At 64.0% G+C, this 18,263-nt stretch carries 17 protein-coding genes; 10 read left to right on the top strand and 7 right to left on the bottom strand.

Annotation, left to right across the window (positions count from 1 at the left end; all coding sequences use genetic code 11):
* Window positions 1-30 precede the first annotated feature (30 nt).
* Window positions 31-1,443, bottom strand: coding sequence for an efflux transporter outer membrane subunit (locus O3298_RS24665; RefSeq protein WP_305060764.1), 1,413 nt, complete (start codon window positions 1,441-1,443; stop codon window positions 31-33).
* Between the two features lie 131 nt (window positions 1,444-1,574).
* Window positions 1,575-1,892, bottom strand: a complete 318-nt coding sequence (locus O3298_RS24660) for a DUF4148 domain-containing protein (RefSeq protein WP_180278609.1) — start codon at window positions 1,890-1,892, stop codon at window positions 1,575-1,577.
* A 284-nt stretch (window positions 1,893-2,176) separates the two neighbouring features.
* Here O3298_RS24660 and O3298_RS24655 point away from each other — a divergent pair, with 284 nt between their 5' ends.
* From O3298_RS24655 to O3298_RS24645, 3 genes are all read left to right on the top strand, one after another.
* Window positions 2,177-2,482 carry a hypothetical protein gene (locus O3298_RS24655; RefSeq protein ID WP_099665118.1) on the top strand — a complete coding sequence of 102 codons (306 nt, stop codon included), beginning with the start codon at window positions 2,177-2,179 and terminating at the stop codon, window positions 2,480-2,482.
* Between the two features lie 96 nt (window positions 2,483-2,578).
* Window positions 2,579-2,896 (top strand): hypothetical protein, encoded by a 318-nt coding sequence (locus tag O3298_RS24650; protein ID WP_077400845.1) that lies wholly within the window; start codon window positions 2,579-2,581, stop codon window positions 2,894-2,896.
* A 74-nt stretch (window positions 2,897-2,970) separates the two neighbouring features.
* Window positions 2,971-3,432, top strand: a complete 462-nt coding sequence (locus O3298_RS24645) for a DUF2244 domain-containing protein (protein WP_305060763.1) — start codon at window positions 2,971-2,973, stop codon at window positions 3,430-3,432.
* A 14-nt stretch (window positions 3,433-3,446) separates the two neighbouring features.
* On the opposite strand, the gene mgrA is transcribed toward O3298_RS24645, so the two are convergent.
* On the bottom strand, window positions 3,447-4,487 hold the full coding sequence (gene mgrA / locus O3298_RS24640) for an L-glyceraldehyde 3-phosphate reductase (RefSeq protein WP_305060762.1): 1,041 nt from the start codon (window positions 4,485-4,487) through the stop codon (window positions 3,447-3,449).
* 121 nt (window positions 4,488-4,608) lie between these two features.
* Here mgrA and O3298_RS24635 point away from each other — a divergent pair, with 121 nt between their 5' ends.
* Window positions 4,609-6,189 carry a CYTH and CHAD domain-containing protein gene (locus O3298_RS24635; protein WP_180278608.1) on the top strand — a complete coding sequence of 527 codons (1,581 nt, stop codon included), beginning with the start codon at window positions 4,609-4,611 and terminating at the stop codon, window positions 6,187-6,189.
* A 48-nt stretch (window positions 6,190-6,237) separates the two neighbouring features.
* On the opposite strand, the gene O3298_RS24630 is transcribed toward O3298_RS24635, so the two are convergent.
* The 4 genes from O3298_RS24630 to O3298_RS24615 all read right to left on the bottom strand — a co-directional run bounded on the left by O3298_RS24630 (window position 6,238) and on the right by O3298_RS24615 (window position 9,721).
* The gene (locus O3298_RS24630) at window positions 6,238-7,113 is read right to left on the bottom strand and encodes a Kdo hydroxylase family protein (protein ID WP_305060761.1); all 876 of its coding nucleotides are present in this window, start codon (window positions 7,111-7,113) and stop codon (window positions 6,238-6,240) included.
* A 78-nt stretch (window positions 7,114-7,191) separates the two neighbouring features.
* The gene (locus O3298_RS24625) at window positions 7,192-7,563 is read right to left on the bottom strand and encodes a lysozyme inhibitor LprI family protein (protein ID WP_289918337.1); all 372 of its coding nucleotides are present in this window, start codon (window positions 7,561-7,563) and stop codon (window positions 7,192-7,194) included.
* A gap of 230 nt (window positions 7,564-7,793) precedes the next feature.
* Entirely contained in the window at window positions 7,794-8,372 is a 579-nt protein-coding gene (locus O3298_RS24620; protein ID WP_099665109.1) for a superoxide dismutase, read from the bottom strand.
* Window positions 8,373-8,701: 329 nt separating this feature from the next.
* Window positions 8,702-9,721 carry a LacI family DNA-binding transcriptional regulator gene (locus tag O3298_RS24615; RefSeq protein ID WP_305060760.1) on the bottom strand — a complete coding sequence of 340 codons (1,020 nt, stop codon included), beginning with the start codon at window positions 9,719-9,721 and terminating at the stop codon, window positions 8,702-8,704.
* A 420-nt stretch (window positions 9,722-10,141) separates the two neighbouring features.
* Between O3298_RS24615 and O3298_RS24610 the strand changes: the two genes are divergently transcribed.
* From O3298_RS24610 to O3298_RS24585, 6 genes are all read left to right on the top strand, one after another.
* Window positions 10,142-11,431, top strand: coding sequence for an extracellular solute-binding protein (locus O3298_RS24610; protein ID WP_305060759.1), 1,290 nt, complete (start codon window positions 10,142-10,144; stop codon window positions 11,429-11,431).
* A gap of 7 nt (window positions 11,432-11,438) precedes the next feature.
* The gene (locus O3298_RS24605) at window positions 11,439-12,428 is read left to right on the top strand and encodes a carbohydrate ABC transporter permease (protein ID WP_305060758.1); all 990 of its coding nucleotides are present in this window, start codon (window positions 11,439-11,441) and stop codon (window positions 12,426-12,428) included.
* Window positions 12,425-13,243 carry a carbohydrate ABC transporter permease gene (locus tag O3298_RS24600; protein WP_034751746.1) on the top strand — a complete coding sequence of 273 codons (819 nt, stop codon included), beginning with the start codon at window positions 12,425-12,427 and terminating at the stop codon, window positions 13,241-13,243. The genes O3298_RS24605 and O3298_RS24600 overlap by 4 nt, the downstream gene beginning before the upstream one ends.
* 27 nt (window positions 13,244-13,270) lie before the next feature.
* Window positions 13,271-14,644 carry a GH1 family beta-glucosidase gene (locus O3298_RS24595; RefSeq protein ID WP_305060757.1) on the top strand — a complete coding sequence of 458 codons (1,374 nt, stop codon included), beginning with the start codon at window positions 13,271-13,273 and terminating at the stop codon, window positions 14,642-14,644.
* A 1-nt stretch (window position 14,645) separates the two neighbouring features.
* Window positions 14,646-15,686, top strand: coding sequence for an ABC transporter ATP-binding protein (locus O3298_RS24590; protein ID WP_305060756.1), 1,041 nt, complete (start codon window positions 14,646-14,648; stop codon window positions 15,684-15,686).
* Between the two features lie 107 nt (window positions 15,687-15,793).
* The gene (locus tag O3298_RS24585) at window positions 15,794-18,256 is read left to right on the top strand and encodes a TonB-dependent receptor (RefSeq protein ID WP_305060755.1); all 2,463 of its coding nucleotides are present in this window, start codon (window positions 15,794-15,796) and stop codon (window positions 18,254-18,256) included.
* The last annotated feature ends 7 nt before the right edge of the window (window positions 18,257-18,263 follow it).

Genomic DNA, 18,263 nt, shown 5'->3' with positions numbered 1-18,263 from the left:
TTGGGCTAGGGCAATGCCAGGATTGCAAGCTCAGATGCCGCCTCCCAGTGCATTCATCAAGGAAACGTACAGATCGAGCTCGCGCGCCCCATTTTGCGCCTGCTGCTGTTCTTCCGCCAGCAGCGCCACTTGCGTGTTGAGCATGTTGATGGCGTCGCTCATGCCCGCCTTGTAGGCCTTCTCCGCCAGGTCGCGCGCGCGCTGCGCCGTGGCCAACGCCTGCACGGTCAGCTGGTGCTGTTTGGCCAGCGACTGGGCCTTCGTGACGGCGTTGGCCACGTCCGACATGGCGTTGATGACGGTGGCGTTGTATTGCTCCACGGCGCCGTCGTACACGGCCGTCTGGCTGCCCAGCTGCGCGCGCAGGCGGGCGCCGGCGAAGATCGGCAGGCTCAGCGCGGGCGAGGCGCCGCGGATGTCCGAGTTGGCATCGAGAAAGTGGCTGAAACCGAAGGCCTGGAAGCCGGCAAAGGCCACCAGGTTGACGTTCGGGTAGAACTCGGCCTTGGCGGCGTCGATGCGCTGCGCCGCCGCTTCCACGCGCCAGCGCTGGGCGGCGATGTCGGGGCGGCGGCCGATCAGGTCGGCCGGCAGGGCGGCGGGAATGGCCAGTGGCTGGTCCAGGCGCAGCACGGGCCGCGTGAGCGCCGCACCGGCCGCCGGACCCTTGCCCGACAGGGCCGCCAGCTGGTTGCGCAGCAGGGCCAGCGACTCGGCCGACTGTTCCAGCTGGCGTCGGCCGGCGGGCAAAGTGGTTTCTATTTGCGCTACATCAATGTCGGTGCCGATACCGGCTTGCTTGCGCTGGCGCGTGATGTCGAGGATGCGGGCGCGCTGCGCCAGGCTGCGTTCGATCACGTCCTGCAGCTGGAATTCATACGACAGCTGGATGTAGGTGCGCACCAGCGCCGTTTCCAGCGCCAGGCGGGCCATCTGCGATTCGGCCGACGCCATCTGCACGTCGCCCAGGGCGGCCGACAGGGCGGCGCGGTTGCGGCCCCACAGGTCCAGGTCGTACGAAGCCGTGACGGTGGCCTGGTTGCGCCAGGCGTAATTGCCGGCCAGGGGCGCCGGCGTGCTGCCGTGCTGCGAATACAGTTCGCGGTTGATGGAGACGGCTGCGTCGGCTTGCGGGCGGGTCTTGTCTTCCGCCGCGCCCGCCAGCGCCTCGGCCTGGCGCACGCGCGCCTGGGCCCCGCGCAGGGTGGGGCTGTCGGCCAGCGCCTGCTCCATCAGGCGGTTCAATTGGGGGTCGTGCAAGTCTTGCCACCATTGCGTGCGCGGCCATTGTATGGCGGCGCTGGCGGCGGCATCCATGGCCTGGCTCGCCTGCAGCTTGTTGGCGTCGAGCATGGCCGATTGCGGCGCGATATGGCCCATGTCGGCGCAGGCGCTCAAAGCAAGGATCAGGCTGGCGGCAAGCAAACGGCGGTGCAGGGACATGCAGGGACTCCGGGAAAGATCGTGTTGGGGGTGTTGCTGACAGCTCGCCGCGGTGAGCTTCGGGAGTGGCCCGAGTGCTGCGCCGCAACTGAGGTGTGTTACTGACTGACTGAAACCGGCTGACTGGTTTCTTATTTCACGACGTGCTTGGTCGTTTGCGCGACGTCAAAGTCTGCTTCCGTTTGCGGGATCAGGCCAGCCTTGCGGGCGGCGTAGAACTCGGCCATGACTTCTTCGCGCGTCACTTTGCTGGCGGCGGTGGCCGGCGTTTTCGGGTAGTCGACTTCGCTGGTGGCGATTTCGCCGGCGTTGCGGGCACGGATGTATTCGGCCGTGACGTCAGCGCGCGTGAGTTGCTGGCTGGCAGCGGCAGGCGCGGCGCTTTGGGCGAAAGCCGACGTGGCGGCGGTGATGGCAAACAATGCTGCGATGAGTGATTTGGCTTGCATGATAAAACTCCAATATGTGCATGATGGCTGGGTGGATGGGCCGGCTCGCCACGTACCGGTCGGTTCGGCGGCATGGCGCTGGTGGGCGCCGTGCCGCCGATGAAGCAGTTTCTGGATGAGAAGATGCTTACTTGAATTAACTATAGCAATGAATAGTACATTTGTGAAGTAATTTCTGAAAATAGTTGTGCGCCGCCGCATTTTTCCCACGGAAATGCCGTGCAGGCGTGCGCCGCAGGTCAGGCCAGCGGAGTAAGCTGGTTTTTTATGAACGGGAGGCCGCCATGAGCAGCAGCACACTCGATCCGGACAATTTGCCCGTCACGCCTGACCGCGTTCTGGGCAGCGGCCATGGCAAGGGGGCGCTCGGTCCCAGCGACAGTTCCGACAGCGGCAGCGACATGCAGGGCGTGCCGGGCCAGGATGCGGAAGCGCTGGAGAACGACAGCGATGCGGCCGGCACTGGCGAGCGGGCCGGCGTGGAGCCGCGCAATACGGCGCCTGCTGGCGGCGACATTGACGTCGATCATGTGGAAAGCGTGGCGCCCGTGCAGCCGGCGCAGGGTGGTGATGGCGAATTGCCCCCATGAATTACCGCCTCTCCTGCGCCATCGGCGTAAAATGCAGGCAAGGCGGCGTGCGCGCCGCCATGGCCAGCCGGCCGGCACAGGATAGGATGTCAGAGGATGCAAACGCAGATGTCGGAAGAGAAAGAAAAAGACTTGATGTCGATGTACCGCGAGACGCGGCCGCGCGAGTTTTTTGGCGAAAAAAGTAACACCAATCACCTGGCCTGGAGTTCGCTGGTGGTCTTGCTGGCGCTGGCGTTCTGGCTCGTCGTGGCCCTGGCGGCGGCGGAGAATCAGCGTTACGCGCTGGAAACGAAGGTGTGCCAGGATCGTGTCTTCCCCGCGGAAATCGACACGTCTTGCCTGAAACAGGTCAAGTCGCGCGATCACTGGTGGCAGCACGTGGGCCATGCGCTGGTGCGGATGGGCGCCTGAGCGGCGCAAGCATATCCTGAAGGACGCGCCGCTGCAGCGATGACGCCGGCGCCCTTCCTGTTGCGGGAGGCGAGATGCCACGCGATACTGCACGGGAACAGCCGCAATGGCTGTTTACGCGCCACAGTGCCTTGACGGTGCGCCAGTTGCTGCGCGCCTATGGTGTGCTGTGCCTGTTTTCCACCGCCATCGCCGCCGCCTTTGCGCTGCGCGGCTACTGGTACATCCCCGTCTTTTCATTTGCCGAACTGGTCTTGGTGGCCATTTCCCTGCTGTATTACCTGCGCCATGCCCGCGACTACGAGCATCTGGCCCTGCGCGACGGCGTGCTGGTCGTCGAGCAGGTGAGTGCCGGCCGCCGCCAGCGCAGCAGCTTTCGTCCCTGGTGCACGCATATCGTCGTGCCGGAGGGGCCGCGCCAGCTGATATGCATCAGCTGCGGCAGCATGCATGTGGAGGTGGGCGCCTTTGCCACGCCGGAACGGCGGCGGCAGGTGGCGCAGGAGTTGCTGGCCTGGCTGCCGCCGCCCTTGTAGCCGTCGTGATTGCGTTACACGGCCCGCGACGGACCTTCCCACAGATTGATATGGCCTTCGCGCGCCTGCATGTCGATGGCGGCCAGCTCGTCGGCCGTGAAAGACAATTGCTGCAGTGCGGCCACGTTTTCGCGGATTTGCGCGCTGCTGCTGGCACCGATCAGGGTCGAGGTGACGCGCGGATCGCGCAGCACCCAGGCCAGCGCCATCTGCGCCAGGGTTTGTCCCCGCTGCCCGGCGATCTGGTTCAGCGCGCGCACGCGGGCCAGGTTTTCCGCGCTCAGGTGTTTTTGCAGCAGCGAGCCGCCGCCGGGGCGGTTGACGCGGGCATCCTGCGGCACGCCGTCCAGGTATTTGTCGCTGAGCAAGCCCTGCGCCAGCGCCGTGAACGTGATGCAGCCCATGCCTTCTTGCTGCAGGGTATCGAGCAAGCCGTCTTCCTCGATCCAGCGGTTGAGCATGTTGTAGGCAGGCTGGTGAATCAGACACGGCACTTTCCACTCTTTCAGCAGTTTGGCCGCCTCGGCCGTCTTTTGCGGCGAATACGACGACAGGCCCACGTACAGCGCCTTGCCCTGCTGCACGGCGGTGGCCAGCGCGCCCATGGTTTCTTCCAGCGGCGTGTCGGCGTCGTAGCGGTGCGAGTAAAAGATGTCGACGTAGTCGAGGCCCAGGCGCTGCAAGCTCTGGTCCAGGCTGGCCAGCACGTACTTGCGCGAGCCGCCGCCCTGGCCGTACGGGCCTGGCCACATGTCCCAGCCTGCCTTGGTGGAAATGATCAGTTCATCGCGGTACGGTAAGAAATCGTCGCGCAGCAGCTTGCCGAAATTGCTTTCCGCGCTGCCATATGGCGGGCCGTAGTTGTTTGCCAGGTCGAAATGCGTGATGCCCAGGTCGAAGGCCGTGCGCAGCATGTCGCGCTGCGAGGCCAGGCTGTTGCTGTCGCCAAAGTTGTGCCACAGTCCCAGGGACAACAGCGGCAGTTTCAGCCCGCTGCGCCCGCACGTGCGGTATTGCATGGTGTCGTAGCGGTTCTCGGCGGCGTGGTAGGTCATGGCATCTCCTGGTTGAATGAAGCGCCTATTTTCGCGCAAAATCAAGGTCGGTGCGCGTGCTCCTTGTATGTGGCCGGACGCGCCTTACAATGGGCGTTCAGGAGTCTCGCAAGGAGCGGTCATGGAAATCGAATTGAAATTGTTGCTGGCGCAGCAAGATGTAGCGCGCCTGCGCGCGCACCCGTTGCTGGCGCAGCAGGCACAAGGAGAGGTGCAGCTGCTGCAGATGCACGATATCTATGTCGATACGCCCGATTTGCAGCTGTGTCGCCACCAGGCGGGCTTGCGCGTGCGCCAGGTGGACGGGCGCTGGGTGCAGACCCTGAAGGCCGGTGGCACCGTCAACAGCGGCTTGCACAGCCGCCACGAATGGGAAGGCGAAGTTTCCGGGCCGCAACCGGACCTCGCCGCGCTGGACTCGGCCATCGGCCGCAAGCAGCCCATCCGCGCGCTGCTGCGCCAGGACGCCGTCCGCGACGCCTTGCAGCCCGTGTTTACCACGCGCATGGAGCGCACCGTATGGCAGCTGCGCACGCCGCAGGGCGACGAGATCGAATGCGTGCTGGACCAGGGTGTCATCGAAAGCGGCGCGGATGGGGCGAATGGCGCCGTCCGCAGCGTGCCCGTCAGCGAGATCGAACTGGAATTGAAGCAGGGGCAAGCGGCCAGCCTGTTCGACGTGGCGCTGGCCCTGCTGCAGGACGTGCCGCTGCAGCTGGGCCACATGAGCAAGGCGGAACGTGGCTACCGCCTCGCGGCGTCACAGCCTCTGCAGGCGGTCAAGGCGCAGCCCCTGGCGCTGGACGCGGCGATGTCGGTGGAGCAAGTGTTCCTGGCCATCGCCGGCAATTGCCTGGAGCAGGTCAGCGGCAACCAGGATGGCGTGGCGGCGGGCGAGGATGTGGAAAGCGTGCACCAGATGCGCGTGGGCCTGCGCCGTTTGCGCTCGGCGCTGGGCATGTTCAAGTCCCTGCTGGCGTTGCCCGAGGCCTTGAAGGCTGAACTCGACTGGCTGGGCGGCGCGCTAGGCGAGGCGCGTGACTGGGATGTGTTGGCTGGCAATACCCTGGCGCAGCTCGATGGCGAGGCGCAGGCGGATGCGGCGGCGCTGGCAGAGGCGGCGCACGCGCAGGCGCGCCTCAAGCATGCGCAAGCGGCCCAGGCCGTCACTTCGGCGCGCTACACGGCTTGCATGCTGGGCTTGCAGCGCTGGCTGCAGGCGCGCGCCTGGCGCGACAGCTGTTCCGCGCGCCAGGTGCGGCGCCTGGATGCGCACGTCTCGCCGTTTGCCCGCGCCACCCTGCGCAAGGACCAGCGCCGCCTGGTGAAGCGCGGCAAGCGCCTGCTGCATGCCACACCGCTGCAGCGCCACCGGGTGCGCATCGCGGCCAAGAAGACGCGCTATGCGACGGAATTTTTTGCCTCGCTGTTTGCCGCGCGCGCCGTGCAACCGTATGTGGGGCGGCTGTCGGTGCTGCAGGATGAACTGGGCTGGCTTAACGATGTACAGGTGGCCGACCGGCTATTGCAGCAATTGCCCGATGTTCAGACTGGTCAGGCTGACCAGTCCGCCCAGGACGGGTTGCGGCAGCACGCGGCCTTCGTGCGCGGCTACCTGGCGGCGCGCGCGCAGGCGCAGGGCAGCGATGGCCGCATGCACAAGGCTTGGCGGCGCTTCAAGGCGGCCCGTTTGCCGGCCTGAGCCGGTTTGCCTGAGCCTGGCTTTGCCGGGGTGTAGTGCCTGGTCAGGCTAGGCCAGCGGGCGTTGCAACTGGCGCTCGAGGATGGCCAGCGGCGACTTGTCGGGGGCGGCCATGGCACGCACGGGCAGCAGCCAGGTTTGCTCCAGCGCATGCTGTCCCCGCAGGGCCGCGTGCGATACGGCGTCGCTGAAGACGATCCACGTCTGGCCCGGCGCGAAGGCATGCGTGTGCTGTTCCACCTGCGCCTGGTAGGCCAGGTCGGCCTTCATGGCGTCGTGCAGCTGCAGCATGTAGTGATCGTAGGCCGTGCGCCGCGACTTGGTGATGCGCAGCCATTGCAGCAGGGTCGCCAGCACGGGTTGCGGACGCTGCGCGACGGGTAAAAAATGCTGCGCCACCTGCTCGAAGGGCGGGCCCAGTTTCCACACGCGGGGCGCGTCGCGCGGATGGATGTTGGTGAAGACGCGCAGGATGCGCCGGCCCTGCGTGGGCGAGGAGGGGAAACTGTCGATATGCAGGCGCGTATCGTCCTTGCGCCAGGACGTTACCCTGCCGGCGATTTCCACGGGGCGAAAGCTGCCCTTGCCTTGCTGCAGATGCGCCTGGTAGCTGGGCAGCAAGCCGGCCAGCAAGCTGCGCGTCTGGCGTGCGTAGCGCTGCATCAGCGCCGCCAGCAGGGCCGCATCGCAGGCGTCGCCCTGGCCGCGTACTCCGCGCGCGGGATCCCAGCTGATGTTCTTGGCGCCGCTGGCGCTACCCGCCGCGCCGTTCAGCAGCCCATGCTCTTCCGGGTGCAAGGCGAAACCCAGGCGGGGCAGCAGCAGTACTTGCCCATCTTCGAGGGCTTGCAGCGCCGCCGCCTGCTGCGCGGGGCTGCCGCTGGCGTCCCATTGATCCAGGGAAATATCGATGAGTTTGCTCATGGCATAAACGGAAAGACCTCCGAGTGGCCAGTATGGGTGATTACCGCCCGCTCGTGTTTGTGCTGGCGCAGCTTCAGCTCACAGTTTGCTGTTCTGGCAGCCGGCGCTCACGCATTCGCGCACGCGGTCCTGCAAAAATTGCGCGCGTTCGATGGTGGTCTGGGTGGCGCAATCGAGGTTCACATAGAAGCCCGAGGATTCGCGTTTCGAGCAGTTCTGGTTGCGTGCGCTGATCCACGCCAGCTGGCCCGCTTTCAGCTTTTGCTTGCCGCCGGCATCGAGTTGGGAGCTCAGTTTCTTGTAGTTGGCGTTGAGTTCCTTGTCCGCTTCCTGGTACACCTTATTGAGGCAATACAGGCCGTCGAAGTCGTTGCGCGGCGTGTCGCAGGCCGAGTTGGCGAAGGCGGAACCGGAGGCGCAGAGCAGCAGGGCGAGCATGAATCTTTTCATTTTTTTCTTTCAGCAAGGAAACGGGGACAGGGCGCATGGAGGAGCGCAGCTCTTGCGCATCTTATAACATTCCGATTGCCATACTGGTTCGCTTGACAGCGCGTGGCGGGCACGCGTGTTCTGCAGGGGCAAAAAAAAGAAGCCCGGCTCGCAAGCACAGGCTTCTTTTCAAGACGGGTCACTGCGGCACATGCCGCAAGCGCGTCCGTTTTACGTTGTCAGGAACGCGCTTACGCGAAGTTCTTGGCAACGAAGTCCCAGTTGACCAGGCCCCAGAACGTTTCCACGTACTTGGCGCGCAGGTTGCGGTAGTCGATGTAGTAGGCGTGTTCCCACACGTCGCAGGTCAGCAGCGGCTTGTCGCCGGTGGTCAGCGGGCAGCCGGCGTTCGAGGTGTTGACGATGTCGACGGAGCCGTCGGCTTTTTGCACCAGCCAGGTCCAGCCCGAACCGAAGTTGCCCACGCACGACTTGGTGAATTCTTCCTTGAACTTGTCGAACGACGACCACTTGGCGTTGATCGCGTCAGCCACGGCACCCGCAGGCGCGCCGCCGCCGGCCGGCTTCATGCCGTTCCAGTAGAAGGTGTGGTTCCATACTTGCGCTGCATTGTTGAAGATGCCGCCCGACGATTTCTTGATGATGTCTTCCAGCGACAGGTTCTCGAACTCGGTACCCTTGATCAGGTTGTTCAAGTTGGTGACATACGCCTGGTGATGCTTGGCATAGTGGTATTCCAGGGTTTCTTTCGAAATATGCGGCGCCAGAGCGTCCATTTCATACGGCAGTGGTGGCAGAGTATGTTCCATGTGATGTCCCTTTGTGGTGAATGTTCGGAGTCTTCCAGCCTGCGGCCGGAGGGTTGAGCCAAGCTTGCTTGAAGCAGGCATTCTTGCTGAACGAGCCACTATTGTAAAGCGGATGCGCCATTGCTGCAGATTCCGGCACGCGGCGCGGATACTGGTAGCGTATTGATTCTCGTTCAGGAAAATAGTGGTGTATGGTGAAGCGTCAGCACCTTGAGAAACCGTAGCGAGCAAGCCCGATATCGGGTTGAGTAGCGCAGCTGTACAAAAAGTACAGCGAGCAACGCCGACCCGAGAGTGGGCTGCACAGTAGGTTTATCATGGTGCAATCCTTAGCGGATGCGGCGCGTAGTCTCGCGCACGATCAGCGCCAAAGGCGGAATGGCGGCCTGCACGGCTTCTCCATTGATCAGCCCCAGCAGCGCTTCGGTGGCGATGCGGCCGATGTCGTACAGGGGCTGGTGGATGGTGGTCAGCGGCGGCGTCGTGTAGGACGAGCCGGGCAAGTCATCGAAGCCGACGAGCGAGATATCGTCGGGCACGCGGATGCCCTTGCGGTACAGGCACAGGCGCACGCCATAGGCGGACAGGTCGTTGGCGGCGAAGACGGCGCTGAACTGCTGCTGCGTATCGAACAGGTGGTTCATGGCCAGCATCCCGCTTGCCTCGTGGAAATCACCTTCCGCCATCAGCTTCGGGTCGATGGGTATGTCCGCTTCGCGCAGCGCGCGCTGGTAGCCCGTCAGGCGCTCTGCCGCATCCGTGTTGTTGGCGGGGCCGGCCACGAAGGCGATGCGCCGGTGGCCCAGTTCCACCAGGTGGCGCACGGCCAGGTAGGCGCCGTATTCGTTGTCGAGCTTGAAGCCGATGGCGCTTTTCGTGGCCAGCAGGCGGCCCGTCGAGACGATGGGCCGCTGCTGCGAGAAATCGAGCACGCTCTCGTCCGAGATGCGCCCCGACAGCAGGATGATGCCGTCGACCTTCCTCGCCAGCAGCAGACGGATGCGGTCGGCCTCTTCCTGCGCATTCCAGTGCCCGCTGACGATGACGGACGCGTAGCCCGTGTCTTTCAAGCCGTCGTCCACGCCGCGCAGGCTTTCGTCGAAGAATGGGCTGGAAATGTCCTGCACCACGATGCCGATGGTCATCGAGCGGCCTTTTTTCAGCCCCTGCGCCATCTGGTTCGGCGCGAATTTCATCTGCGCAATGGCCGCCAGCACGGCGTCGCGCTTGTCGTCGGAGACTCTGGCCGTGCCGTTCAGGATGCGCGAGACGGTGCTGGGCGACACGCCGGCCTGGCGGGCCACGTCGAGCAGGGTGGAAGGGGGAGCAGCGTGGGCGCTATCGTTCAAGGTGATTCCTGGGTATCAAGATGGCTGGTTGTCAGTGCTCTGAAAACCTTTTCATCGAAAGATTACCATAAATGGCCATAGCTGATAGCGCAGCAGGTCGGGCGCAGCGCGGCTTGGCCCGCAGGGTGTAAGCCGACAGATTGTGGGCCGTGCACGTCGGATGATGCCGGCGCACCTGGGCGGCCCTGCTGATCGACCCTTCCTTGAAAACGTTTTCACAAAAAACAACAGCGCTATCGGCAGCCCGTATTTTCGCCTCTGTCATAGGGGAACACGCGCCGCGGCATGCCGCTTGCGACGCTCCCCTCAATAAAAATGACAACTTTTTCGGTTGACTTGATTTTCTTTGCGGTGTTAAATGGACGCATGTTGTGAAAACGTTTTCAAGATAGAAGACGCTCAATAATCGGAGATGAAATAATGAAGTCAAGCATCCTTGGCGCCGCCCCGCTGGCAGCGCTGACCCTGGCCTGTGGCGTGGCCGCCGCGCCCGCAGTCGTCCCGCCGGCGGCACCGTTGCCCACGCTGGCCCCCGCCACGATTACCGTCGCCTCGTTCCCCGACCTGGATCGCGCCGTCAAGACGGCCTTGCCCCTGTGGGAAAAACTGTACCCGCAAGTGAAGGTCAAGCTGGTCAGCCTGCAGATCGACGACCACCATAACTCGATGACGACGGCGCTGGCGGCCGGTGCGCGCCTGCCCGACGTGATGGCCATCGACTTCCGCTATGTCGGCAGCTTCGCCGAATCGAAGGGCATGGAAGACCTCTTGCAGCAGCCTTACGGGGCAGGGCAGTACCGCGCACAGTTCGTACCGTTCACCTTCGTGCAGGCCACCAGTTCGCGCGGCACCCTGGGGGCCATGCCGGCCGACCTGGGACCGGGCACCTTGTTCTACCGCAAGGACCTGATGGACAAGGCGGGCATCAAGGAAGCCGACCTGACGCAATCGTGGGAATCCTACATCGCCGCCGGCAAGAAGCTCAAGGCCGCCACCGGCACCTATCTGCTGGCCGGTGCCAGCGACCTGGCCGACATCGTTATCCGCGCCAATTTGAAAGATGGCGAAGGCATTTACTTTGGCGACAAGGGCCAGGTGCTGGTCGATTCGCCCCGCTTCGTCAAGGCGTTCGAGCTGGCCAAGGCGGCGCGGGTGGCCGGCATCGATGCGCGCACCGTGGCCTGGACGGGCGAGTGGGCCGAAGGCTTCAAACGCGACAAGGTGGCCAGCCAGATGATGGGTTCATGGCTCAGCGGCCACCTGGCCAAGTGGCTGGCGCCCGATTCGAAAGGCCAGTGGCGCGCGGCGAACTTGCCGGCCGGCGCGCTGGCGTCGTACGGCGGCTCCTTCTACGGCATCCCGAAAAAGGCGGCGAATAAAACCCAGGCCTGGGAATTCATCAAGTTCATGACCGTCAACAAGGATATCCAGCTGCACTCGCTGAAGGAAATCGGCGCGTTTCCCGCCCTGAAGGCTGCCTATGCGGATCCCATGATGGACGAGCCGCAGCCGTACTTCGGCGGCCAGAAGACGCGCTTGCTGGCGCGCGACACGGCGGCGAAGATTCCCGTCATCCGTGTCGACAAGTTCGACGCCGTGGCGCGCGATATCGTCAACATGGAGCTGGAAAGCGTGCTGGCGCAAAACAAGGATATCAAGACGGCGCTGGCCGACGCCAAGGCCCTGATCACCCACCGCGCGCGGCGCTAGGAGCAGCATGACTACCTCCATGCCTTGTACCGAGGGCGCGCCCGCTGCCGCTGCTGCGCGGCCCGCCAGGAAACGCTTCAACATGAAGAAGTGGGCGCCGTACATTTTCATCAGCCCCTTCTTCATCCTGTTTGCCGTCTTCAGCCTGTTCCCGCTGCTGTTTTCCATCTATTTGTCGTTCAACCAGTGGGAAGCGGCCAGCGGCGTGGACGCCATGCAGTGGGTGGGCCTGGATAACTACAAGTACGCCTTGAGCGACCCGTGGTTCTTGCGCTCGCTGGGCAATACGGTCTGGCTGGCGCTGGCTTCGGGCGTGCCGCAGCACCTGGTGGCCATTCCGCTGGCGGCCTTCATCCACAACAGCTTCAAGCGCTCGCGCAACCTGGTGATCGGCATTTACTTTTTACCGTTCATCACCTCCAGCGTGGCCATCGCCATGGTGTTCAACACCCTGTTTTCGCGCGACTATGGGCAGATCAATGTATTGATCGAATGGTGCGCCAGCCTGCCGCTGGTCGGCGGCCTGTTCCCGGCGGAGTCGATCGACTGGCTGGGCAGCTCGCTGTTCATCAAGCCGGCCGTCGCCTTCGTCATTTTCTGGCGCTACCTGGGCTGGAACTTGGTGCTGTACCTGTCCGCGCTGCAGGTGATTCCGAAGGATTTGTATGAAGCGGCCACCATCGACGGCGCCTCGAAACGCCAGCAATTCTGGTACATCACCCTGCCGCAGCTGCGCCCCATGATCTACCTGGCTGTCACCTTGACCATCATGGGCAATCTGCAGCTGTTCGAGGAACCTTTCGTGCTGGTGGCCGAATCGAGCGGCGTGAGCCAGTCCGTGATGACGACTGCCATCTTTGTCTACAAGACGGCGTTTTCCTCGGGCGACTTCGGCACGGCGTCGGCCATTTCCTGGCTGCTGTTCCTCATCATCGCCAGCACCACCTGGGTCAACAACCGCATCTTCAGCCGCAATGAACGCAAGGAGGTCCGATGAAAACCACCCGCTGGACGGCCTACGCCATGGTGGCCATCGGCGCCCTGATCATGGTCGCGCCGTTCTACTTCATGTTCGTCTTCGCCACGCACACGAGCGCCGAAATCTACAGCCTGCCGCCGCCACGCTGGTTCGGCACGGCCCTGCTCAACAACCTGGAACTGCTGCAGGAGCGCCTGCCGTTCTGGCGTAATATCGGCATCAGCCTGTACGTGGCCCTGATGACCACAGCGCTGACTTTGTTCTTTTGCTCGCTGGGCGGCTATGCCTTCGCCATGTACGAATTCCGCTTCAAGCGGCCCCTGTTTACGCTGGTGATGGCGTCGATGATCATCCCATCCTTCATGAACATGATCCCCACCTTCATGCTGATGGATTTCCTCGGATGGCTGGACCAGCCGCGCGCCCTGTACGTGCCGGGAGCGGCCGGCGCACTGGGGATTTTCCTCATGCGCCAGTACATCGGCACGGCGATTCCGAAGGATTTGATCGAGGCGGCGCGCATCGACGGCTGCGGTGAATTCGCCATCTACTGGCGGGTCGTGCTGCCTCTGATCGGCCCCGCCATGGGCACCCTGGGCCTGATCACCTTCATCAACTCGTGGAACAATTTCATCACGCCGCTGGTCGTCATGCGCTCGGTCGAGAACTACACGATCCCGCTGGCCCTGCGCAGCATGCAGGCGCCGAACAACACGGAGTGGGGCGCGCTGATGACGGGCGCCGCCATTGCCGTGCTGCCGTTGCTGTTGATGTTTTTTGTTGCCTCCAAGCGCCTGATCGAGGGCTTGACCCAGGGCGCCGTCAAAGGCTAGCACTCTCTTTAATCCACTCACACTGACATGACCACCATGCATAACGACGACACCGACAGCAATTTCCCCGCCACCTTCACCTGGGGCGTGGCCACCAGCGCCTACCAGATCGAGGGCGCCGCCGCCATCGACGGTCGCGGCCCGTCCATCTGGGATACCTTCAGCCACACGGATGGCAAGATCATCGACGGCAGCAATGGCGACGTGGCCTGCGACCACTATCATCGCTATGCCGAGGACGTGGAGCTGATCGCCAACCTGGGCGTGAACGCCTACCGCTTTTCCATGTCCTGGTCGCGCGTGCAGCCCACGGGTTCCGGCGCCTGGAACGAGGCCGGCTTCGACTTCTATGCGCGCCTGCTCGACGCCCTGGCCGCCAAGGGCCTCGATGCGCACCTGACCCTGTACCACTGGGACTTGCCGCAAGCGTTGCAGGACGAGGGCGGCTGGCTCAATCGCGCCACCTGCTATCACTTTGCCGCCTACGCGGCCGAGGTGGCGCGCCGCTTCGGCCACAAGGTCGCCAGCATCGCCACCCATAACGAACCGTGGTGCACGGCCGTGCTGGGCCACGGCACGGGCCAGTTCGCGCCCGGCATGGCCGACCCGGCCGCCGCCGTGCAAGTGTCGCACCATCTGCTGCTGTCGCACGGCCTGGCCATGCAAGCGATGCGCGCCGTCAATCCGCCCGCGAAACTGGGCATCGTGCTCAATCAGTGGACGGCCACGCCGGCCACCGACAGCGCCCAGGACCGCGAGCTGGCCGAACTGGAATATGCGCGCTCGGTGCAGTGGTATATGGACGCCATCTTCAAGGGCCGCTACCCGGCCCTGGCCCTGAAACATGCCGACGCTTCCGCTTTATCCATCTTTGAAAACGATTTCATGGATATCAAGCAGCCCATCGATTTCCTTGGCGTGAACTACTACACGCGCGCCTTCATGAGCGCCGAGACGCCGCCGCGCAAGCCCGAATGCAAGCTTGGCGTCAACGACATGGGATGGGAAACCTATCCGCAAGGCTTGACGGAGCTGCTCGTGGGTCTGCACCGCGAATACCGGCTGCCGCCCGTCTACATCACGGAAAACGGCATGGCCGTGGCCGACAAGCCCGTCGGCGGCAAGATCCACGACGAGGCGCGCATCGAATACGTGCAGCTGCACCTGGATGCCTTGCGCGCCGTGATCGCACAGGGCATCGACGTGCGTGGCTATTTCTACTGGAGTTTGATGGACAACTTCGAGTGGAATTCGGGCTACGCCAAGCGCTTCGGCATGCTGTACGTCGATTACGCCACGCAGCGGCGCAGCTTCAAGGACAGCGCCCTGTGGTACCGCGATTTCATCGCCGCGCAGCGCGCCGCGCATGCCGATGCGGCCGTCCTGGCCGGGGAGCACTGACATGGCCGCCATCTCCCTGCGCGGCATCCGCAAGACCTACGGCGACGGCCCGGAAATCGTCAAGGGCCTGGACCTCGATATCCACGACGGCGAATTCATGGTCTTCGTCGGGCCATCGGGTTGCGGCAAGTCGACCCTGCTGCGCATGATCGCGGGATTGGAAGACATCAGCGCGGGCCAGCTGCGCATCGGCGACCTGCTGGCCAATGACGTGGCACCGGCAGAGCGGGGCATCGCCATGGTCTTCCAGAGCTACGCCCTGTATCCGCACATGACGGCGCGCGACAACATGGGCTTTGCCCTGAAGCTGGCGGGCAGGCCGGAAGCCGAGGTGCGCGCGGCCGTCGGCAAGGTGGCCGAGATTTTGCAGATCACGCATCTGCTCGACCGCAAACCCAAGGCATTGTCCGGCGGCGAGCGCCAGCGCGTGGCCATCGGCCGCTCCATCGTGCGCCAGCCGAAGGTGTTCCTGTTCGACGAGCCGCTGTCGAACCTCGATGCCTCGCTGCGCGTGCAGACGCGCATCGAGCTGGCCAAGCTGCACCAGGAACTGGGCACCACCATGATCTACGTCACCCACGACCAGGTCGAAGCCATGACACTCGGCGACAGGGTCGCCGTCTTCCACGGCGGCCACCTGGAGCAGGTGGGTGCGCCCCTGGAGCTGTACCGCCATCCGGCCAGCCAGTTCGTGGCCGGCTTCATCGGCGCCCTGCGCATGAACTTTTTGACGTGCGCCGCCATGCCCGCGCTGGCCAGCGAACTCGGCGGCGAGGCGGGCATGCTGGTCGGCATACGCCCCGAACACCTGCGCCTGGTGCCGCGCAATGAAGGCTACGGCGCCACGGTCACCCTGATCGAGCAGCTGGGCGATGCGCAAATCATCCACGCCACGCTGGACGCCAGCCCCCATACGGTGGCCATCAAGCTGCATGGCGAGGCGCGCCACGCGCTGGCGCAGGGCAGCGCCATCGGCTTCGCGCCGGAAGAAGGCCATGCCTTTCTATTCGACACGGCCGGGCGCGCCGTGGCTACCCATTGACCCCGCACGGAGGCGACATGACTTCAGATTGACACCCAAAAAATGTGCAGCAGTAGCCAAAGAGCTATGTGATCATCATTCAACCAGCGGTACAGGAGACAACAACAATGCAACAGCTCAAACGCAATACCATCGCCCTCAGCCTGGCGCATGCGACCTTCGCCCAGTTCATCTTGCTGGGCAGCGGCGCCGCCATGGCCCAGGAAGCGGCCAGCACCGCGGCAGCCACCGACGCGGCAAAACCGGCCGCCGAGCAGATGGACCGCATCGTCGTCACGGCCACGCGCCGCAATACCTTCGTGCAGGAGACGCCGCTGGCCGTCACCGCCTTCAACCAGGACACCCTGCAAAACAACCAGGTCAAGGACCTGGCGTCGCTGGCCACCATGGTGCCCAGCCTCGTCGTCGAGCAGCATGGCGACTCGGGCGGCGTGCACGTCTACATGCGCGGCGTCGGCTCGGCCAATCACACGGAGCTGGGCGACCCGGCCGTCGCCTTCTATGTCGACGGCGTGTATTCGCCGCGTCCGCAGGGCGCCACGGCGCTGATGTATGACTTGAGCCACGTGGAGGTGGCGCGCGGACCGCAGGGCACCCTGAATGGCCGCAATTCGACGGCCGGCGCCGTCAACCTCGTGTCGGCTGCGCCGAGCACGGCCAAGTTCATGGGCTCGGCCGGCATCACCGTGGGTGACAAGCGCCATCTGCAGACGCAGGGCATGATCAATATCCCGTTTTCGGACGACGTGGCGCTGCGCATCGCCGCCATCAAGGATAGCCATGATGGCACGGTGGACTTCCGTCGCGGCTCGAACGTCATGCCGGGCACGGCCAAGTATGGCGCCGGCGACCAGATGGGCGTGCGCGCCTCCCTGCTGTGGAAGTTCACGCCGCAGTTGCGCGGCACGTTCATCGCCGACTACTTCCTCGACCAGGGCGCGGGCAACGTCTACCTGGCGGCCGAACCGAAAGCGGGAGAGAAGCTGCGTTCGGCCCTGATCGACACGCCGGGCACCCTGGATCAGTCGATCCTGACCTACAAGGGCAAGCTCAATTACAAGCCGACCGATGCGCTCGACTTCACTTACCTGGGCAGCTGGAGCCGCTACAAGCGCCAGAACAGCAACGATTCCGATGCGGGCCTGTTCCCCGGCTTCAAGTCGGAAAACCGTACCGACTGGGCGCAGTTCGACAGCTATTCGCACGAGCTGCAGGCGCGCTCGGACGACGATGCGCCGTTCCAGTGGGTGGCGGGCCTGTTCCTGTTCAATGAAAAGAACAAGGTGCGCTTCGACATCGACCGCAGCCAGATTTCGCAGGCGGCCGTGCAGCAGGATATCGCCAACGGCGCCGTGATTTTCGTGCAGCCCACCGTGGGCCAGTATGCCTCGGCCATGTCCTTCATCCAGGGCGACCGCCAGCTCAAATCGAAAGCCGTGTTCGGCCAGGTCAGCCAGCAGGTGACGGACCAGATCAAGCTGACGGCCGGTGCGCGCTATACGAAAGACCATAAATTCGATATCGGCGGCAAGAACTGGGCTTGCCCGAACTGGCCCGCCAACACGCCGCTGGGCACCACGGTCCTTACTGCCGACCAGCTGCGCCAGCTGGTCACGCCCGGCACGGGCCTGGCCAACACGCACAATATCGGCCCCGGCGGCGCCATCACGGCCGCCAGCTGCGGCAATACGCCGGGCGACAACACGGCCGACCTGAAATACGGCCAGGCCACTTGGCTGGGCCGCATCGAGTACAAGCTGCGCCCGGATATTTTGCTGTTCGGCTCCGTGACGACGGGCTTCCACTCGCCGGCCATCGGCGACGGCGGCGCCACCACCAAGCCGGAAAAGCTGACCAGCTATGAAATCGGTTTCAAGTCGGACTTGCTGAACCGCGAACTGACCCTGAACCTCGACGCGTTTTTGATGAAGTACAAGGACAAGCTCGAGTCGCAGGTGGTCAACAGCGTGCTGGCCAACTTCAATGCGGCCGGTGCCACCGTCAAGGGCCTGGAAGCGGAATGGGTCTGGCGGCCAACGAAGGTCGACCGCCTGACGGGCAACGCCACCTGGCTCAAAGCCGTGTATGACGATTTTATGTCGTGCGACGTCGATGCGGCGCGCGCGAATGGCCAGTCCTGCGGTTCGACGGCGCCATTGGTGAACGTGGGCGGCAGCACCATGAAGCATGCGCCGAAGTTTTCCACGACCGTCCAGTACGAGCATGATTTCAATGTCGCCGGCGGCCAGCTCACGCCGCGCGCCTCGGTGCACTACGAAACCATGTCGTATGTCGGTGCGGGCGCGTTCAACGGCGACGTGCCGGGCCATGCCGGCGTCAAGCGCCAGGAAGCGTATACGACGCTGGACCTGAGCCTGCGCTTCCAGCCGGCGAACAAGGCCTACACGGTGGAAGCGTTCGTGCAGAATGCCACCGACAAGGCCGTCAAGCTGGACGTCAATGAAATCTGCACGGACGTGGGCATGCCATGCCAGCCCACACAACAGATCTACGGCGCCTTCTACAACGCGCCGCGCACCTTTGGCGCGCGCGTGTCGATGAAGTTCTGATGGCGTA

Source organism: Janthinobacterium sp. SUN137, from assembly GCF_030587265.1.
GTDB classification, from domain to species: domain Bacteria; phylum Pseudomonadota; class Gammaproteobacteria; order Burkholderiales; family Burkholderiaceae_D; genus Janthinobacterium; species Janthinobacterium kumbetense.
The sequence above is the reverse complement of the archived record's forward strand: the minus strand, read 5'-3'. Positions and strand labels throughout refer to the sequence as shown.